This window comes from Actinomadura litoris (assembly GCF_009733595.1).
GTDB lineage: Bacteria > Actinomycetota > Actinomycetes > Streptosporangiales > Streptosporangiaceae > Spirillospora > Spirillospora litoris.
In genome coordinates this window covers 41259-55637 of record NZ_WOFH01000009.1, presented here as the reverse complement: position 1 = coordinate 55637, position 14379 = coordinate 41259, and the positions used below count along the sequence as shown (strand labels likewise).

Below are 14379 nucleotides of genomic sequence, written 5' to 3'. Positions count from 1 at the left end.
CTGGGACGGCGAAAAACACGCGGGTTGACCTGGGATAACGTCAAACACCCCCTGTGGAGGACGCAAAATTTTGGGTACGGTTCTGGCGTGCCCCCTAACGTTGAGGTCCGCCGCAGCAGCCGACGGCGGCGAACCGTGTCCGCCTACCGCGACGGGGACAAGGTGGTGGTGATGGTTCCGTCCAGGCTCAGCAAGGCCGAAGAGGAGCAGTGGATCGCCACCATCCTGGAACGGCTCGCGGAGCGGGAGCGGCGCCGGCGCCCCTCCGACGCCGACCTCCAGACCCGCGCCCGCGAGCTGTCCCGCCGCTACCTGGCCGGACGCGCCGACCCGGTCAGTGTCCGCTGGGTCGCCAACCAGCGCAGCCGCTGGGGATCGTGCACACCCGACGACGGGACGATCCGGCTGTCGACCCGGCTGCGCGGCATGCCCGGCTGGGTCGTCGACTACGTCCTCGTGCACGAGTTGGCGCACCTCCTCATCCCCGGGCACGGCGCCGACTTCTGGCAGCTGGTGGGCAACTACCCCAAGGCCGACCGGGCCCGCGGCTACCTGGAGGGCGTCGCCGCCGCCGCGCACCTGCCCATCGAGGCGGACGCGCCGGGCGTCGAGCCCGCCGACGACCTGCACCGAGGCGACGACCTGCACCGCATCGACGGCATGCATCCGGGGAACGACGTTCCGGGCGGCTTCGCCCGCGAGGCCGCAGGGTGAGCCCGGCCGCGGCGCGCCACGCCGCGGTCCTGTCGCTCCCCGCCTCCGCGCCGCACGGCCCGCCGGGCACCGACCCGGGCGAGTTCCGCCTCGCCCTGCTGGAGGACACCTACGAGGTGGTCGCCGGGCTGCGACTGGTCACGCCCGCGCTCGTCCTGGACCCGCCCGCGCAGCCGGACGCCGAGGCCGTGACCTGGCCCGGGACGGAGATCATCAGGGAGGCGACCCTGCCCGGCGCGTTCGCGGCCCTGCACCGGCTCGGCTCCGCGGAGGCCGCGCTGGTCGCGGCGGACGCCCCCGACCTGCCGCCGCTGCTGATCGGCAAGCTGTTCCGCGCGCTCGGCGACGCGCCCGCCGCCGCCTGCCAGGCCGCCGACGGGAACGGGCTGGTCGCGCTCGCCGCCCGGCTCCCGCTGCCCGGCTGGCTCGCCGCCGCGCTGGCCGAGACCGGCCTCGACGCACCGGACGCGCTGGCCCGGCTGCGCGCCGCCGCCCCGCGCCCCGGCCTCGTCCCGCAGGGACCCGGCTGGCACCGCCTGCGCACCCCCGCCGACCTGCGCCGTCTCGACCCCGGCCTGGAGGGCTGGGAGAACACCCGCGCGCTGCTGGAGGGGCACCCGCTCAGCTTCTGAGGGCGCGGGCGACCAGGCGGCGGACGACGTCGTCGGTCGGCTCGGGCAGCGCGTCCACCGGGAACCAGCGGAGGTCGTCGGACTCCTCGCTGACCGCGTGGCGCGCGCCGTCCGGGGCGATCGCGACGTACTGGACGTCCAGGTGCCAGCTTCCCCCGGGATGGCAGCGCACCGCGTGCCGGTCGAGCCGGACGGGGCCCGGCAGCAGCCGCAGCCCCGCGATCCCCGACTCCTCGCCCGCCTCCCGCAGCGCGGCCGCCGCGAGCGTCGCGTCGCCCGGCTCGCAGTGCCCGCCGAGCTGGAGCCACGCCTTGATCTTGGCGTGCAGGGTCAGCAGGACGCGCGACCGCGCGGAGTCCAGGACGGCGGTGCTCGCGGTGATGTGTCCCGCCGCGCACTCCCGCCACATCCCGTCCGCCGGATGCCGCTCCAGATGCCGCAGGAAATCGGCCCGCACCCGCTCCTGCTCCGGGTCGGGCGCCCGCCACGACTCCAGGACGCGCACGGCGTCGCCGTACAGGGCGCTCCGGCCCGGGGAGCCGGGGCTCACGCGCGGCCGACGCGCGGGTAGCGGGAGTTGGCCGGGTGGCGGCGCCGCCGCTCCTGGTCGAGGGGGCGGTGCCAGCACAGCGTGGCCCGCGCGATCCGCCGCCTGATCACGTTGGTGGACGAGCCGGGCTCGTACCGGCAGCCGCTCGCCCACGTCCGGTGCGTCCGGCTCACGGGCGCGGTCCCTCGCCGCCGTCCCCCGGCCCCTCGCCGCCGTTCTCGCCGCCGTTCTCGCCGGTGGGCGGCTCGTCCGGCTTCTCGTCGTCGTGGCCCCTGGTCAGCTTGGAGATGTCGAGGTCGGTCAGGCCCTCGATCTCGTCGCGGCCGTGGACGAAGCCCTCGGGGTCGTCGAGGTCGGACGCGCTCGGCAGCAGGTCGGGGTGCCCCCAGACCGCGTCGCGGCCGTCGTTGCCGCGCTCCCGCGTGAGCGTCCGCCACAGCGCCGCCGCCTCGCGCAGCCGCCGGGGCCGCAGCTCCAGGCCGACCAGCGTCGCGAACGTCCGCTCGGCCGGGCCGCCGGTGGCGCGGCGCCGCCGCACCGCCTCGGCCAGCTTCACCGAGCCGGGCAGCCGCCCCTCGGCGACCTGGTTGACGACCGTGTCGACCCAGCCCTCGACCAGCGCGAGCGTGGTCTCCAGCCGGGCCAGCGCCGCCTTCTGCCGGGGGGTCTCCTCGGGCTGGAGCGCGATCTCGCCGCCGAGCGCCTCCTGGAGCGCCTCGGGGTTGCTCAGGTCGAGCCCCTGGACGGCCTGCTCGATGCCCGACAGGTCGACGGTGATGCCGCGCGCGTACTCCTCGACCGCGCCCAGCAGGTGCGACCGAAGCCACGGGACGTGCGCGAACAGCCGCTGGTGGGCGGCCTCGCGCAGCGCCAGGTACAGCCGGACCTCGTCCTCGGAGACCTCAAGGCCGGCCCCGAACGCCTCGACCCCCGCGGGCAGCAGCGCGCCCACGCCGTCGGGCGCGAGCGGCAGGCCCACGTCGGCGGAGCCGGTCACCTCGCGGGCCAGCGCGCCGAGCGCCTGCCCGGCCTGGCCGCCGACCATCGCCCCGGCCATCTGCTTGACCATCCCGATCAGCGGGCCCGCCATCGCCTGCATGTCGGCGGGGATCTCCCCGGGCCCGCCGAGCGCGCCGCCCATCGACTCCACCATGCGCTCGGCGATCGGGTCGCACACCGTGGACCACACGGGGAGCGTCTGCTCGATCCACTCCGACCGGCTCCACGCCTTCGGCGTCCGGATGCCGGCGGGCAGCGTCGTGCCCTCGTCGAGCCACAGGTCGGCCAGCCGGAGCGCCTCCTCGACCTGGCGGCGCTCGGCGTCCACGACCGAGGGGTCGCCCTGCTCGACCACCGCGTGCCGGGCGATGTTCTTGGCCAGATCCCAGTTCAGCGGACCGCCGGCCGCGCCGCCCGCGCCCTGCGCGCCGATCATGTCGGCGAACCGGTGCAGCATGTCGGCGAACTGCGCCATGTCGCCGCCCATGCCCTTGAATGGATCCTGGGGCCGGTCGTCGTCGCCGTCGCCCGGACGGTTGAAGCCGAACGGAGTGTCGTTCATCGGTTTGCCCCTGGGATGCATGATGGGCTCATATCCGCAACGTTAGCCGGTCCAGGCCAGGTCGCGTACACAAGGAAGGGGGCACCCCCGTGGCAACGGGCAAGGTTCGCCCTCGGCGTAGCAAGGGCCCGGTCGTCGCCGTCACCGGCGCGGCCTCCGGCGCGGGGCGGCTGCTGGCCGCCCGGCTCGCCGAACGGGAAGAGATCCGCAAGGTCGTCGCCATCGACGGGCACCGGGGCGACGTCCCCGGCGTCACCTGGCGCGTGGTCGACATCAGGGATCCGCTGCTGTCCAACCGGCTCTCGGACGTGGACGTGATCGTCAACCTCGACGTCGAGCACTCCCCGGAGGCGGACGCCAAGGAGCGCCGCACCCACAACGTCCGGGGCGCTCAGACGGTGGTGACCGCCGCCGCCGCGGCCCGCGTCCGCCGCGTCGTCCTGGTCACCAGCGCCATGGTGTACGGGGCGGAGCCCGGCAACGAGGTGCCCCTGCACGAGGACGCGCCGCTCGGCGCCGAGGCCAACGCCTCGATCGCGGGCGACTTCCTGGAGATGGAAGAGCTGGCCGCCAACGCGCCGCTCACCCACCCCGGCCTGGAGGTCACCGTCGTCCGCCCGGCCGCGCTCGTCGGGCCCGGCGTCGACACCGTCGTCACCCGGCACTTCGAGGCGCCCCGGCTGCTGTCGGTCAAGGGCAGCACCCCCGGCTGGCAGTTCTGCCACATCGAGGACCTCGCGTCCGCGCTGGAGGTCGTGGTCGTCCAGAACGTCGCCGGGCCCCTCGCGGTCGGCGGCGACGGCTGGCTCGGCCCCGAGGAGGTGAGCGAGATCACCGGCAAGCGCGGCTTCGAGCTGCCCGCCGCGCTCACGTTCGGGATGGCGCAGCGGCTGCACCGGCTCGGGATGACCCCGGCGCCCGCCACCGACCTGCACTACGTCGCCTACCCGTGGGTCGTCGACTGCGCGCGGCTGCGCGCCGCCGGATGGAAGCCGCTGCACGACAACGCCTCCGCGCTGCGCACGGTGATGGAGGAGACCGCCGGGCGGCACGCCGTCGTCGGGCGCCGCGTCGGCGGCAAGGAGGCCACGATGGCGACCGCCGCCGGTGCCACCGTCGCCGCGATCGGCGCGGCGGCCGCGATCCGCCGCGCCCGCAAGCGCCGCCGCTGAGGCCCGCCGCCGCTGAGGCCCGCCCCCGGGCCCGCCGGGGCTCAGCCCGACGAGGTGGGCGTGGCCGACGGCGCCGGCGGCGATGACGACCCGGGCGCCGGCACCGGGGCCGTCCCCGGCGACGGCGTCGCGGCCGGCGCGCCCTTCGGCTTGGCCTGCGCCCCCTCCAGGGCGTCCCGCGCCTTCTTGATCTCCTCCCACGCGCGGCCCATCGCCGGGTAGTCGCCCGCCTTCTGCGCCTTCTCGTAGGCGTCCACCGCCTGCCGCAGCTCGGTGATCGCCTTCTGCGCCTCGGGGGTCAGCGCGCCGCCCGCCCCGCCCGGGACCGGCGCCGCCGCGCCGCCGAGGACCTGCCGCAGCGCCTCGTCGAGCGTGTCGGCCGCCGCGATCGTCCCGCCGTAGCGGACCAGCACCTTCCCGAGGAAGGAGTACTGCTGCTCCTTGTCGCTGTTCGTCGCCTTGGCGGCGTACATCGGCTCGACGTACAGCAGCCCGCCCGCGAACGGGATCGTCAGCAGGTTGCCCGGCACCGTCTTGGTGCCGCCCTGTCTCAGCGTGTACAGCTCGCCCTTCACCTGGGCGTCGGCCTCGAACGAGCCCTGCACGAGGCTCGGGCCGTCCGGCTGCGCGTTGCGCGGCATCTCCAGGATCTTGATCTGCCCGTAGGTGCTGCCCGGCGTGGACCCGATCGACATGAACGAGGCGAGCTGCTGGTTCCCGCGCGGGTTGAACACCGTGGTCAGCGCGAAGTTGCGGGACGGGTCGTCCGGCATGCGCAGGCTCTGGTAGTAGGGCGGCTGCCGCTTGCCCTTGGCGCCCGGGTCCTCCGGCACCTCCCAGAAGCCCTCGCCGCTGAAGAACGCCGCCGGGTCGGTGACGTGGTACTTCGACAGGATCTTGCGCTGCACCTTGAACAGGTCCTGCGGGTAGCGGAAGTGGGCCTCCAGCTCCGGCGGGATCGACGAGCGCGGCTGGACGGTGCCCTTGAACACCTTCATCCACGTCTTCGTGATCGGGTCGTCCTCGTCCCACTGGTAGAGGTGGACGGTGCCGTCGTAGGCGTCCACCGTCGCCTTCACCGAGTTGCGGATGTAGTTGATGTGGTCGTTGGCCTGCCGCGCCACCGCCGACCGCGTGTCGGTGATCGTGTCGCGGGTGGCCTCGCCGAGGCTCATCTCCTCCGAGTACGGGTAGCCGCTGGAGGAGGTGTAGCCGTCCACGATCCACACGATCCGGTTGTTCACCACCGCCGGGTAGGGGTCGCCGTCCAGCCGCAGCCAGGGCGCGGCGCGGTGCACCATCTCGCGCGGTTGGCGGTTGTAGAGGATCCGGGCGTCCTTCTTGATCGCGCCCGACAGCAGGAGGTTCTTGTCCTGGAACCGCGTCGAGAACAGCAGCTTGTGGAACAGCGAGTCGATCTTGACGCCGCCCCGGCCGCCGTAGGTGTTGGTGCGCTGCCCGCTCTGCACCGACCCGTCGGGGTAGTCCAGCTCCTGCTGGCCCCGCCCGCCGACCACCGAGTAGCGCGAGGACCGCTCGCCGAAGTAGATCTCCGGCCGGTCCACCCTGATCTTCTGCTGCCCGGAGACCGGCATCGAGCCGGTGATGAACTCCGGGACCTTGGCCGGGGTGAACCGGTCGCCGTAGGCCGACACGAACCCGTAGCCGTGCGTGTAGAAGAGGCGGTCCTTGACCCAGCTGTGCTCGCCGGGCGGCGCCCCCGTCGTCTCGCGCAGCGCCACGACCGTGTCGATGGTCTTGCCGTCGATCGTGTAGCGGTCCACGTCGAGGGTGTCGGGGAAGCGGTAGAACGGGCGGATCTGCTGGAGCCGCAGGAACGTGTCGCCGAGGACGTTCGGGTCGAGCAGCCGCACCCCGTCCAGCTTCTCCCGCTCGGCCTTGAGCTTGGCGGGGTCGGTCACCGGCTGCGACCCGTACGGGACGACCCGCGCGCCGTCCACCCCGTAGGCCTTGCGGGTGAACTCGATGTTGCGCTGGATGAACGCGCGCTCCTTGGCCAGCTCGTCGGGCTTCACCTGGAACTGCTGGATCAGCAGCGGGTACACGCCGCCGAGCAGGATCGCCGACAGCACCAGCAGCGTGAAGCCCACGCCCGGCAGCATCATCCCGCGCCGCAGCAGGTTGCTGACGAACATCACCGCGCAGATCAGCGCGATGATCGCCAGGATCGTCTTGGCGGGCAGCAGCGCGTTCACGTCCGTGTAGGACGCGCCGGTCGTCACGCCCCGCTCCGAGTGCACCAGGCCGTACCGGTCGAACCAGTACGCGAACGCCTTCAGCAGGACGAACAGCCCCACCAGCACCGACAGGTGCGCGCGGGCGGGCGGGCTCGCCTTGTCGCCCGGCCCCTGCAACCGCAGCCCGCCGTACAGGTAGTGCACCATCACCGCGGCGAGGATCGACAGGATCACGGCCGCGAACACCACGCCCAGCACCAGCCGCAGGAACGGGTAGGTGAAGACGTAGAACGACACGTCCTTGTGGAATTGGGGGTCCTCGATATCGAACGGCGTGCGGTTGAGGAACGCCAGCCACACCGCCCACCGCCCGGCCACCGACGAGCCCGTCAGCACCCCGAGCAGGGTCAGCAGCGTCAGCGAGATCAGCCGGCGGCGCGGGTCGATCACCGTCCGGTACCGCTCCAGCCCCTGCTGCTCCACCGACAGCGGACGGTAGGCGGGCCGCAGCCGGTACGCCGTCCACACGTTCGCGCCGACGACCAGGGCCATGAACAGGCCCGCGCCGAAGAACAGTTCGAGCTTGGCCCGCATCTGCGTCGTGTACACGGTCTCGAAGCCGACCGAGTCGTACCACAGCCAGTTGGTGTAGACCGAGGTGAACACCAGGTACGCGACCAGCAGCGCGGCGAGCGCCACCAGCACCGGTAGCACCAGCCGGGTCCGCCCGCTTCCGAGCCTGCGCCCGAAGCCGGGAGTCCGGAAGGTCAAGGGCCCCTCCGATCGAGATCGTGCCCACCGGCCGCCCGCCGGTGCTGTCTAAGCAACTTACCGACTGGGACGGGGGTTCCCGCACTTCCCCGAGCTGATTGAGGGAAAGATGGCCCCGTGAGTCTTCTGGAAGAAGTCGTACTGGACCTCGAACGTCACTGGGCCGGAAAGGAGTGGGACGCGCCCCCCTGCCTTTACGCGCTCGTGCGCAGCACGGAACTGCGCAAGGCCGAACCCGACCTCGCCGACCAACTCGGCCTCCAGCCCGGCGCCGAGACCCTCGCCGCGCTCGAACAGCCCGAGCTGCCCGACCAGGACGCCGTCGAGGACGCCCTCGCCTCCATCGCCTGGCCGGAGGCGGTCGAGGGCTGCGCGCTCGTCATCGAGCGGGTCGTGCTGCCGCCCGAGGCCGAGGCGGAGATCCCCGAGGACGAGGACGAGGCCGCCGCCTACGCCGCCTCCCATCCCGGACGCGAGGACGTGCGCATGGTCGTCGGCGTCCTGCGCGACGGCGCCCGCCACGCAGCGGTCCGGCTGCGCCGCCACGAGGCCGACGACGAGGTGCTCACCGGCCCCGACCTCGTCCCCGCCCTCGCCGAGGCCCTCGCCGCCACGTTCGAACCGGACGAACCCGGCCACTAGCGGCATCCTGTGGAGTGCCGATTCCGGGGGGATCCCCCATAAGGGGCCCCGGGTGAACGGAGGTAGCCTGCGGGACGTGACCGAAGTCAGCGCATCCACCGGCGTCGCCTCCGGAACCCCGGACGTGATCCGCCTGATCGGCGTCCGCGAGACGCCCCTGTCGGTGGACGAGGTGTACGCCGCCGTCGGCGACCCCGCCGCCGGCGGCATCGCCGTCTTCGTCGGGACCGTCCGCGACCACGACCACGCGCGGGCCGTCCGGCGGCTGTCCTACAGCGCCCACCCCACCGTCGAACGCGAGCTGCGCGCCGTCATGGAGGCGGTCGCCGCCGACCTGCCCGTCCGCGCCCTGGCCGCGCTCCACCGCGTCGGTGACCTGGAGATCGGCGACATCGCCGTCGTCGTCGCCGCGTCCTGCCCGCACCGGGGCGAGGCGTTCGACGCCTGCCGCAGGCTCATCGACGACCTCAAGGCGACCGTCCCGATCTGGAAGCACCAGACCTTCGCCGACGGCGGCGACGAGTGGGTCGGGGCCTGCTGAGGGCCCCGCGCCGCATAGAGTTTCCGCCATGTCTCGTCGTGCCGCCACGCTCACCGTCGCGAGCGTGCTCGTCCTCGCGCTGGCCCTCGTCGGCTCCCTCATGCCCGTGCCGTACGTCGCGCTGATGCCCGGCCCGACGAGCAACACCCTCGGTGTCAACGACAAGGGCCAGCCGCTGATCAGGATCGACGGCCGGCAGACCTACGACGACACCGGCCACCTGAACTTCACCACCGTCACCTACCGGGGCGGCCCCGGCGGGCGCATCGACCTGTTCACCGCCCTGCGCGGCTGGCTCGACGGCGACACCGCGATCGTCCCCGAGGAGACCGTCTTCCCCAAGGACGAGTCGCAGAAGCAGGTGGACGAGGAGAACACCCGCCAGATGCAGGACTCCCAGGAGAGCGCCGAGGCCGCCGCCCTGCACGAGCTGAAGATCCCGATCACCACCCAGGTCGTCGTCGACGGCGTCCAGAAGGGCAGGCCCGCCGACGGCAAGCTCAGCCCCGGCGACGAGGTCACCGCCCTGGACGGCGCCAAGATCACCAGCGTCGCGCAGATCACCGGCACGATGGCCAAGCGCAGGATCGGCGACCCCGTCACGCTCACGATCGTCCGCGGCGGCAAGGAGAGCAAGCAGACGCTCACCACCGTCGCCGACCCCACCGGCAAGCGTCCCGTCGTCGGCATCGTCCTCGGCGACCGCTACAAGTTCCCCTTCAAGATCGACATCAGCGTCGGCGACATCGGCGGCCCCAGCGCCGGCCTCATGTTCTCCCTCGCCATCGTCGACAAGCTCACCCCCGGCGCCCTCACCGGCGGCAAGTTCATCGCCGGCACCGGCACCATCACCCCCGAGGGCGAGGTCGGCCCCATCGGCGGCATCCAGCAGAAGATGATCGCCGCCCGCCGCGCAGGCGCCACCGTCTTCCTCACCCCCAAGGACAACTGCTCCGACGCCCTCTCCGCCCGCCCCGACGGCCTCCGCCTCGTCCGCGCCGACACCCTGCACGGCGCCGTCGAATCCATCAACGCCCTCACCAGCGGAAACGGCGCCGTCCCCGCGTGCACGAAGTAAACCGTTCGATCCACCCCCCGGCATGCAATACAGTTAAGACATCACCGCGGGGTGGAGCAGTTCGGTAGCTCGCTGGGCTCATAACCCAGAGGTCGCAGGTTCAAATCCTGCCCCCGCTACGGATCCTGGGGTCCGCTGGTCGTGCGCCTTTGGCGCACTTCCCGCGGGCCCCTTCGCCATTCCCGGGGGGGCGCCCCCCCGGACCCCCCGGTGTGGGGGCTGCGCCCCCACGCCCCCGGACGCGCGCTGCGCGCGCTTTTTGGGGCTTCGCCCCTTGCCCCCCGGTGCCTCGCCCCTTGTGCCCCCCCGGGGCTTCGCGCTTCCCGGCCTCTGCGGGTTGAGCTTCGCTGAACGGCTTCTTATTTGAGATGGGGCGGGGGTCGAGAATCGGGCGTTCAGGTGGGGGTCTCTTGGCGGGCGTCTTGGTCCAGGTGGGGGGTGAGGGTCAGGGCCAGGTGGAGGGTCAGGCGGGATTGGCCGTCGGTCAGGGCGAGGTCGGTCAGTTCTTCGATTCTTCGTAGGCGGTGGTAGAGGGTTTGGCGGTGGATGTTGAGGGATTTGGCGGTCCGCTGGATGTTGCCCGCATGGTCTAGGTACGTGCGGGCCGTCTCTGTGAGGGCCTGGTTTTCCAGGAGGCGGTCGATGCCGGGGGTTTTCGTGGCCTGGGTCAGGGACGCGTCGCCCGCGTAGCGCAGGAGGCGGAGGACGCCCAGGGACGTCCAGTCGCGGATCTCGCCGGGGGCGGCGGTGCGGGCGGCGACGCGGGCGCGCAGCCAGCCCTCGTGGACGTGGTCGAGGGTCGGGCACGGGGTGTGCAGGCCCGCCTGGACGGGGGTGTTGCGCTCCTCCAGCAGGCGGCGGGCGCGGTCCACGGCGGGACGGGGGGACGCGGCGGGCAGCACGAGGACGTGGTCGCCCTGCCAGACCGTCGACAGGACGGAGTGGGGGAGCAGCCACGGGTTGAGCGGCTCCGGGGTCTGCGTGCGCAGGACGGCGACCGCCAGGGGCGTGCCCAGGTCGGCCTCGGCCAGCTCGTTGGCCGCCTGGGCGCGGACGTCGGGCTGGGCCGAGAGCAGGTCGGCGACCTTGTAGCCGAGGTCGTCGCGCTCGCGGGCCTGGCGGGCCATGACGAGGCCGGCGCGTTCGCAGAGGGGCATGGCCTGCGCGGCCTGGGCGGGGGTGATGCGCTCCTGGTCGTCCAGCAGCCAGAGGTAGCCGTAGGTGACGTTGTTCCAGCGGGCCGGGAGGCACAGACGCCCGAGCTGGCCGACCGAGGTGTCGGCCGGGATGCGGACCGGGCCCGTCGCGCGGGCGATGCCGTGGCGTTCGAAGCGCGTGCGGACTGCCTCGGTCGCGCGGCGGTGCAGGATCGACTCCATCCGGACGGGGTCGATCGTGTCGCCGTGGGCCGCGTAGGCGACGAGGTGGAAGTCGCGGTCCTCCAGGGTCGCCGGGGCGCCCAGGAGGTCGGCCGCGAGCTCGGCGATCTCCTGAAGGTCGAGTGCCATGACCGTCCTACGTTTGTATGAAGGATTGGCTGCCTGAAAGTGGCATTTGACTATACGTGAGCGTGGCCGGTCGCTCCTACCGTCGGGGTGTCGTCCCTGGTTGGAGGTCTCGATGCCCAATCCCCTTCTGCTCGCGGCCGGGCGCAGCGCCCGCATGCGCGGTGTGGTGACGTCCGTGCCCCTGACCAGGAACGTCGTCGACCGGTTCGTGGCCGGAGAGCGGCTGGAGGAGGCGATCCGCGCCGTCCGGGAGCTGCGGGAGTCCGGACTCAAGGTCACGCTCGACCACCTGGGCGAGGACACCACCGACCGCCGCCAGGCCGACGCCACCCGCGACGCCTACCTGGCGCTGTTCGCCGCGCTGGACGAGGAGGGCCTCACCGGCGGGTCCGAGGCGTCGCTCAAGCTGTCGGCCCTCGGGCAGGCGCTCGACGGCGGGCTGGCGCTCGACAACGCGCGCGCGGTCTGCGCCGAGGCGGCGCGGCTCGGGATGACCGTCACCCTCGACATGGAGGACCACACGACGGTCGACTCCACGCTCGACATCCTCGGCAAGCTCCGCGCCGACTTCCCGTGGGTCGGCGTCGCCGTCCAGGCGATGCTGCGGCGCAGCGAGGACGATCTGCGCGACCTCGCCCACGAGGGGTCGCGGGTCAGGCTGGTGAAGGGCGCCTACGCCGAGCCCGCCTCGGTCGCGTTCCAGGGGAAGTCGGAGGTGGACCGCGCCTACGTGCGGGCCCTGCGCGTCCTCATGGACGGGGAAGGCCACCCCATGGTCGCCACCCACGACCCGAGGATGATCGAGATCGCCAAGGCGCTGGCCGTGCGCGCCGGGCGCCCGGTCGGGTCGTATGAGTTCCAGATGCTCTACGGGATCCGTGCCGGCGAGCAGCGGCGCCTCGCGGAGCGGCATGGTATGCGTGTGTACGTCCCCTACGGCGTCGACTGGTACGGCTACTTCATGCGGCGACTGGCCGAGCGCCCCGCCAACCTCGTCTTCTTTCTCCGTTCGTTCGTCTCTCGCTGACCAGGAGGGTCCCTTTCATGGACGCCGTGACCAACGTTCCGACGCCGGTGAACGAGCCGGTGCGCGGCTATGCCCCGGGCAGCGCCGAGCGGGCCCGGCTGGAGGCCGAACTCGCCGAGCTGACCGCGCAGGCGCCCGTCGACCTGCCGATGACGATCGGCGGGGAACGGCGGCTCGGCGCCGGGGCCAAGGTCGCCGTGGTGCAGCCGCACCGGCACGCCTCCGTGCTCGGGACGTTCGGGACCGCCACCGAGGACGACGCCCGCGACGCCATCGCCGCCGCGCTGAAGGCCGCCCCCGCGTGGCGCGCGCTGTCGCTGGACGACCGCGCCGCGATCTTCCTGCGCGCCGCCGACCTGCTGGCCGGGCCGTGGCGGGAGAGGCTGCTGGCCGCCACGATGCTGGGGCAGTCCAAGACCGTCCAGCAGGCCGAGATCGACAGCCCCTGCGAGCTGGTCGACTTCTGGCGCTTCAACGTCCACTACGCGCGGCGGATCGTCGCCGAGCAGCCGATCAGCAGCCCGGGTGTGTGGAACCGGTCCGACCACCGGCCGCTGGAGGGGTTCGTCTACGCGATCACCCCGTTCAACTTCACGGCCATCGCCGCGAACCTGCCGACCGCGCCCGCGCTCATGGGCAACGTCGTCGTATGGAAGCCCTCCCCGACGCAGACCTACTCGGCCGTCCTGCTCATGCGCCTGCTGGAGGAGGCCGGGCTGCCGCCGGGCGTGATCAACCTGGTCACCGGTGACGGGCTCGCGGTCTCCGACGTCGCGCTCTCCCACCCCGACCTGGCCGGGATCCACTTCACCGGGTCCACCGCCACCTTCCAGCACCTGTGGAAGACCGTCGGCGCCAACATCGAGAAGTTCCGGAGCTACCCGCGGCTCGTCGGCGAGACCGGCGGCAAGGACTTCGTCGTCGCGCACCCCTCGGCCGACCCCGCGATCCTGAAGACCGTCCTCGTCCGCGGCGCGTTCGAGTACCAGGGCCAGAAGTGCTCGGCGGCGTCCCGCGCCTACATCCCCCGCTCGATCTGGGACGGCGGGCTCCGCGACGCCCTCGTCGCCGAGGTCTCCGGGCTGACCGTGGGCGACGTCACCGACCTGTCCAACTTCATGGGGGCGGTCATCGACGAGCGCGCGTTCGCCAAGAACAAGGCCGCCATCGACCGGGCGCAGGACGACCCGTCCGTCGAGATCGTCGTCGGCGGCGCCTACGACGACTCCGTCGGCTACTTCGTCCGGCCCACCGTCCTGGTCTCCGACGACCCGGAGAACGAGATCTTCCGCACCGAGTACTTCGGGCCCGTCCTCGGCGTCCACGTCTACGACGACGACCGGTACGAGGAGATGCTCGCCCAGATGGAGTCGGTCTCGGCCTACGCGCTCACCGGCGCGATCGTCGCCAACGACCGCGCGGCCGTCGCGCGCACCGCCGAGGTCCTCCGCTACGCCGCCGGGAACTTCTACATCAACGACAAGCCGACCGGCGCCGTCGTCGGCCAGCAGCCCTTCGGCGGAGCCCGCGCGTCCGGCACCAACGACAAGGCCGGCTCGATCCTCAACCTCCTGCGCTGGACGTCGCCCCGCTCCATCAAGGAGACCTTCGTCCCCCCGACCGACTACCACTACCCGCACATGGCTTAAGAGTCACGGCCCACGTCCCTCGCCTGGCGGCTCGGGACGTGACCGCGCCTGGGCGGGCGCGGCATCGCTTCGCGATCTTCGCGGTGGGGCCTCGCCTCCGGCGTCGGCCCCACCGCTCGGCCACGCGCCCGCGCGACGGCTGAGGCACGTCCGGGGGCGGGTTCACGCCTGGTTCTTCATCGGTTTGCGCAAGCAACTCCATCCCCATAGAGTTAAGACATCACCGCGGGGTGGAGCAGTTCGGTAGCTCGCTGGGCTCATAACCCAGAGGTCGCAGGTTCAAATCCTGCCCCCGCTACGGATCCTGGGGTCCGCTGGTCGTGCGCCTTTGGCGCA

At 72.6% G+C, this 14379-nt stretch carries 13 protein-coding genes and 2 tRNA genes; 10 read left to right on the top strand and 5 right to left on the bottom strand.

What is annotated here, in order from left to right; translation table 11 throughout:
• Positions 1-135 precede the first annotated feature (135 nt).
• Entirely contained in the window at positions 136-714 is a 579-nt protein-coding gene (locus GNZ18_RS24400; protein ID WP_214617382.1) for a M48 metallopeptidase family protein, read from the top strand.
• Complete coding sequence (locus GNZ18_RS24395; RefSeq protein ID WP_214616779.1) at positions 711-1346, top strand: hypothetical protein; 636 nt, start codon at positions 711-713, stop codon at positions 1344-1346. The genes GNZ18_RS24400 and GNZ18_RS24395 overlap by 4 nt, the downstream gene beginning before the upstream one ends.
• On the opposite strand, the gene GNZ18_RS24390 is transcribed toward GNZ18_RS24395, so the two are convergent.
• The 3 genes from GNZ18_RS24390 to GNZ18_RS24380 are packed head-to-tail and all read right to left on the bottom strand — an operon-like array spanning position 1336 to position 3457.
• Positions 1336-1896, bottom strand: a complete 561-nt coding sequence (locus GNZ18_RS24390; RefSeq protein ID WP_312874699.1) for an NUDIX hydrolase — start codon at positions 1894-1896, stop codon at positions 1336-1338. The two genes, GNZ18_RS24395 and GNZ18_RS24390, sit on opposite strands and share 11 nt — an antisense overlap.
• Entirely contained in the window at positions 1893-2069 is a 177-nt protein-coding gene (locus tag GNZ18_RS24385) for a hypothetical protein (protein ID WP_156218890.1), read from the bottom strand. The genes GNZ18_RS24390 and GNZ18_RS24385 overlap by 4 nt, the downstream gene beginning before the upstream one ends.
• A complete protein-coding gene (locus GNZ18_RS24380) occupies positions 2066-3457 on the bottom strand; it encodes a zinc-dependent metalloprotease (protein ID WP_156218889.1) in 1392 nt (463 codons plus the stop codon). The genes GNZ18_RS24385 and GNZ18_RS24380 overlap by 4 nt, the downstream gene beginning before the upstream one ends.
• 89 nt (positions 3458-3546) lie before the next feature.
• On the opposite strand from GNZ18_RS24380, the gene GNZ18_RS24375 reads away from it, so the two are divergent.
• A complete protein-coding gene (locus GNZ18_RS24375) occupies positions 3547-4629 on the top strand; it encodes an NAD-dependent epimerase/dehydratase family protein (protein ID WP_214616778.1) in 1083 nt (360 codons plus the stop codon).
• A 41-nt stretch (positions 4630-4670) separates the two neighbouring features.
• Here GNZ18_RS24375 and GNZ18_RS24370 read toward each other — a convergent pair whose 3' ends face one another.
• Positions 4671-7598: a UPF0182 family membrane protein gene (locus GNZ18_RS24370; protein ID WP_156218888.1), complete on the bottom strand. Its 2928-nt coding sequence runs from the start codon at positions 7596-7598 to the stop codon at positions 4671-4673.
• A 117-nt stretch (positions 7599-7715) separates the two neighbouring features.
• Here GNZ18_RS24370 and GNZ18_RS24365 point away from each other — a divergent pair, with 117 nt between their 5' ends.
• The 4 genes from GNZ18_RS24365 (at position 7716) to GNZ18_RS24350 (ending at position 9978) form a co-directional block, all read left to right on the top strand.
• Entirely contained in the window at positions 7716-8240 is a 525-nt protein-coding gene (locus tag GNZ18_RS24365; protein WP_214616776.1) for a PPA1309 family protein, read from the top strand.
• Positions 8241-8316: 76 nt separating this feature from the next.
• The gene (locus GNZ18_RS24360; RefSeq protein ID WP_374225432.1) at positions 8317-8781 is read left to right on the top strand and encodes a molybdenum cofactor biosynthesis protein MoaE; all 465 of its coding nucleotides are present in this window, start codon (positions 8317-8319) and stop codon (positions 8779-8781) included.
• Between the two features lie 28 nt (positions 8782-8809).
• The gene (locus GNZ18_RS24355) at positions 8810-9859 is read left to right on the top strand and encodes a YlbL family protein (protein ID WP_156218887.1); all 1050 of its coding nucleotides are present in this window, start codon (positions 8810-8812) and stop codon (positions 9857-9859) included.
• A 45-nt stretch (positions 9860-9904) separates the two neighbouring features.
• A tRNA-Met gene (locus GNZ18_RS24350) sits at positions 9905-9978 on the top strand.
• A 276-nt stretch (positions 9979-10254) separates the two neighbouring features.
• On the opposite strand, the gene GNZ18_RS41475 is transcribed toward GNZ18_RS24350, so the two are convergent.
• Positions 10255-11367 carry a PucR family transcriptional regulator gene (locus GNZ18_RS41475; protein ID WP_216651439.1) on the bottom strand — a complete coding sequence of 371 codons (1113 nt, stop codon included), beginning with the start codon at positions 11365-11367 and terminating at the stop codon, positions 10255-10257.
• Between the two features lie 112 nt (positions 11368-11479).
• On the opposite strand from GNZ18_RS41475, the gene GNZ18_RS24340 reads away from it, so the two are divergent.
• The 3 genes from GNZ18_RS24340 to GNZ18_RS24330 all read left to right on the top strand — a co-directional run bounded on the left by GNZ18_RS24340 (position 11480) and on the right by GNZ18_RS24330 (position 14341).
• Entirely contained in the window at positions 11480-12394 is a 915-nt protein-coding gene (locus GNZ18_RS24340) for a proline dehydrogenase family protein (protein WP_156218886.1), read from the top strand.
• A 17-nt stretch (positions 12395-12411) separates the two neighbouring features.
• Positions 12412-14043, top strand: coding sequence for an L-glutamate gamma-semialdehyde dehydrogenase (gene pruA, locus GNZ18_RS24335; RefSeq protein WP_156218885.1), 1632 nt, complete (start codon positions 12412-12414; stop codon positions 14041-14043).
• A gap of 224 nt (positions 14044-14267) precedes the next feature.
• Positions 14268-14341: transfer RNA gene (locus GNZ18_RS24330), tRNA-Met, on the top strand.
• The last annotated feature ends 38 nt before the right edge of the window (positions 14342-14379 follow it).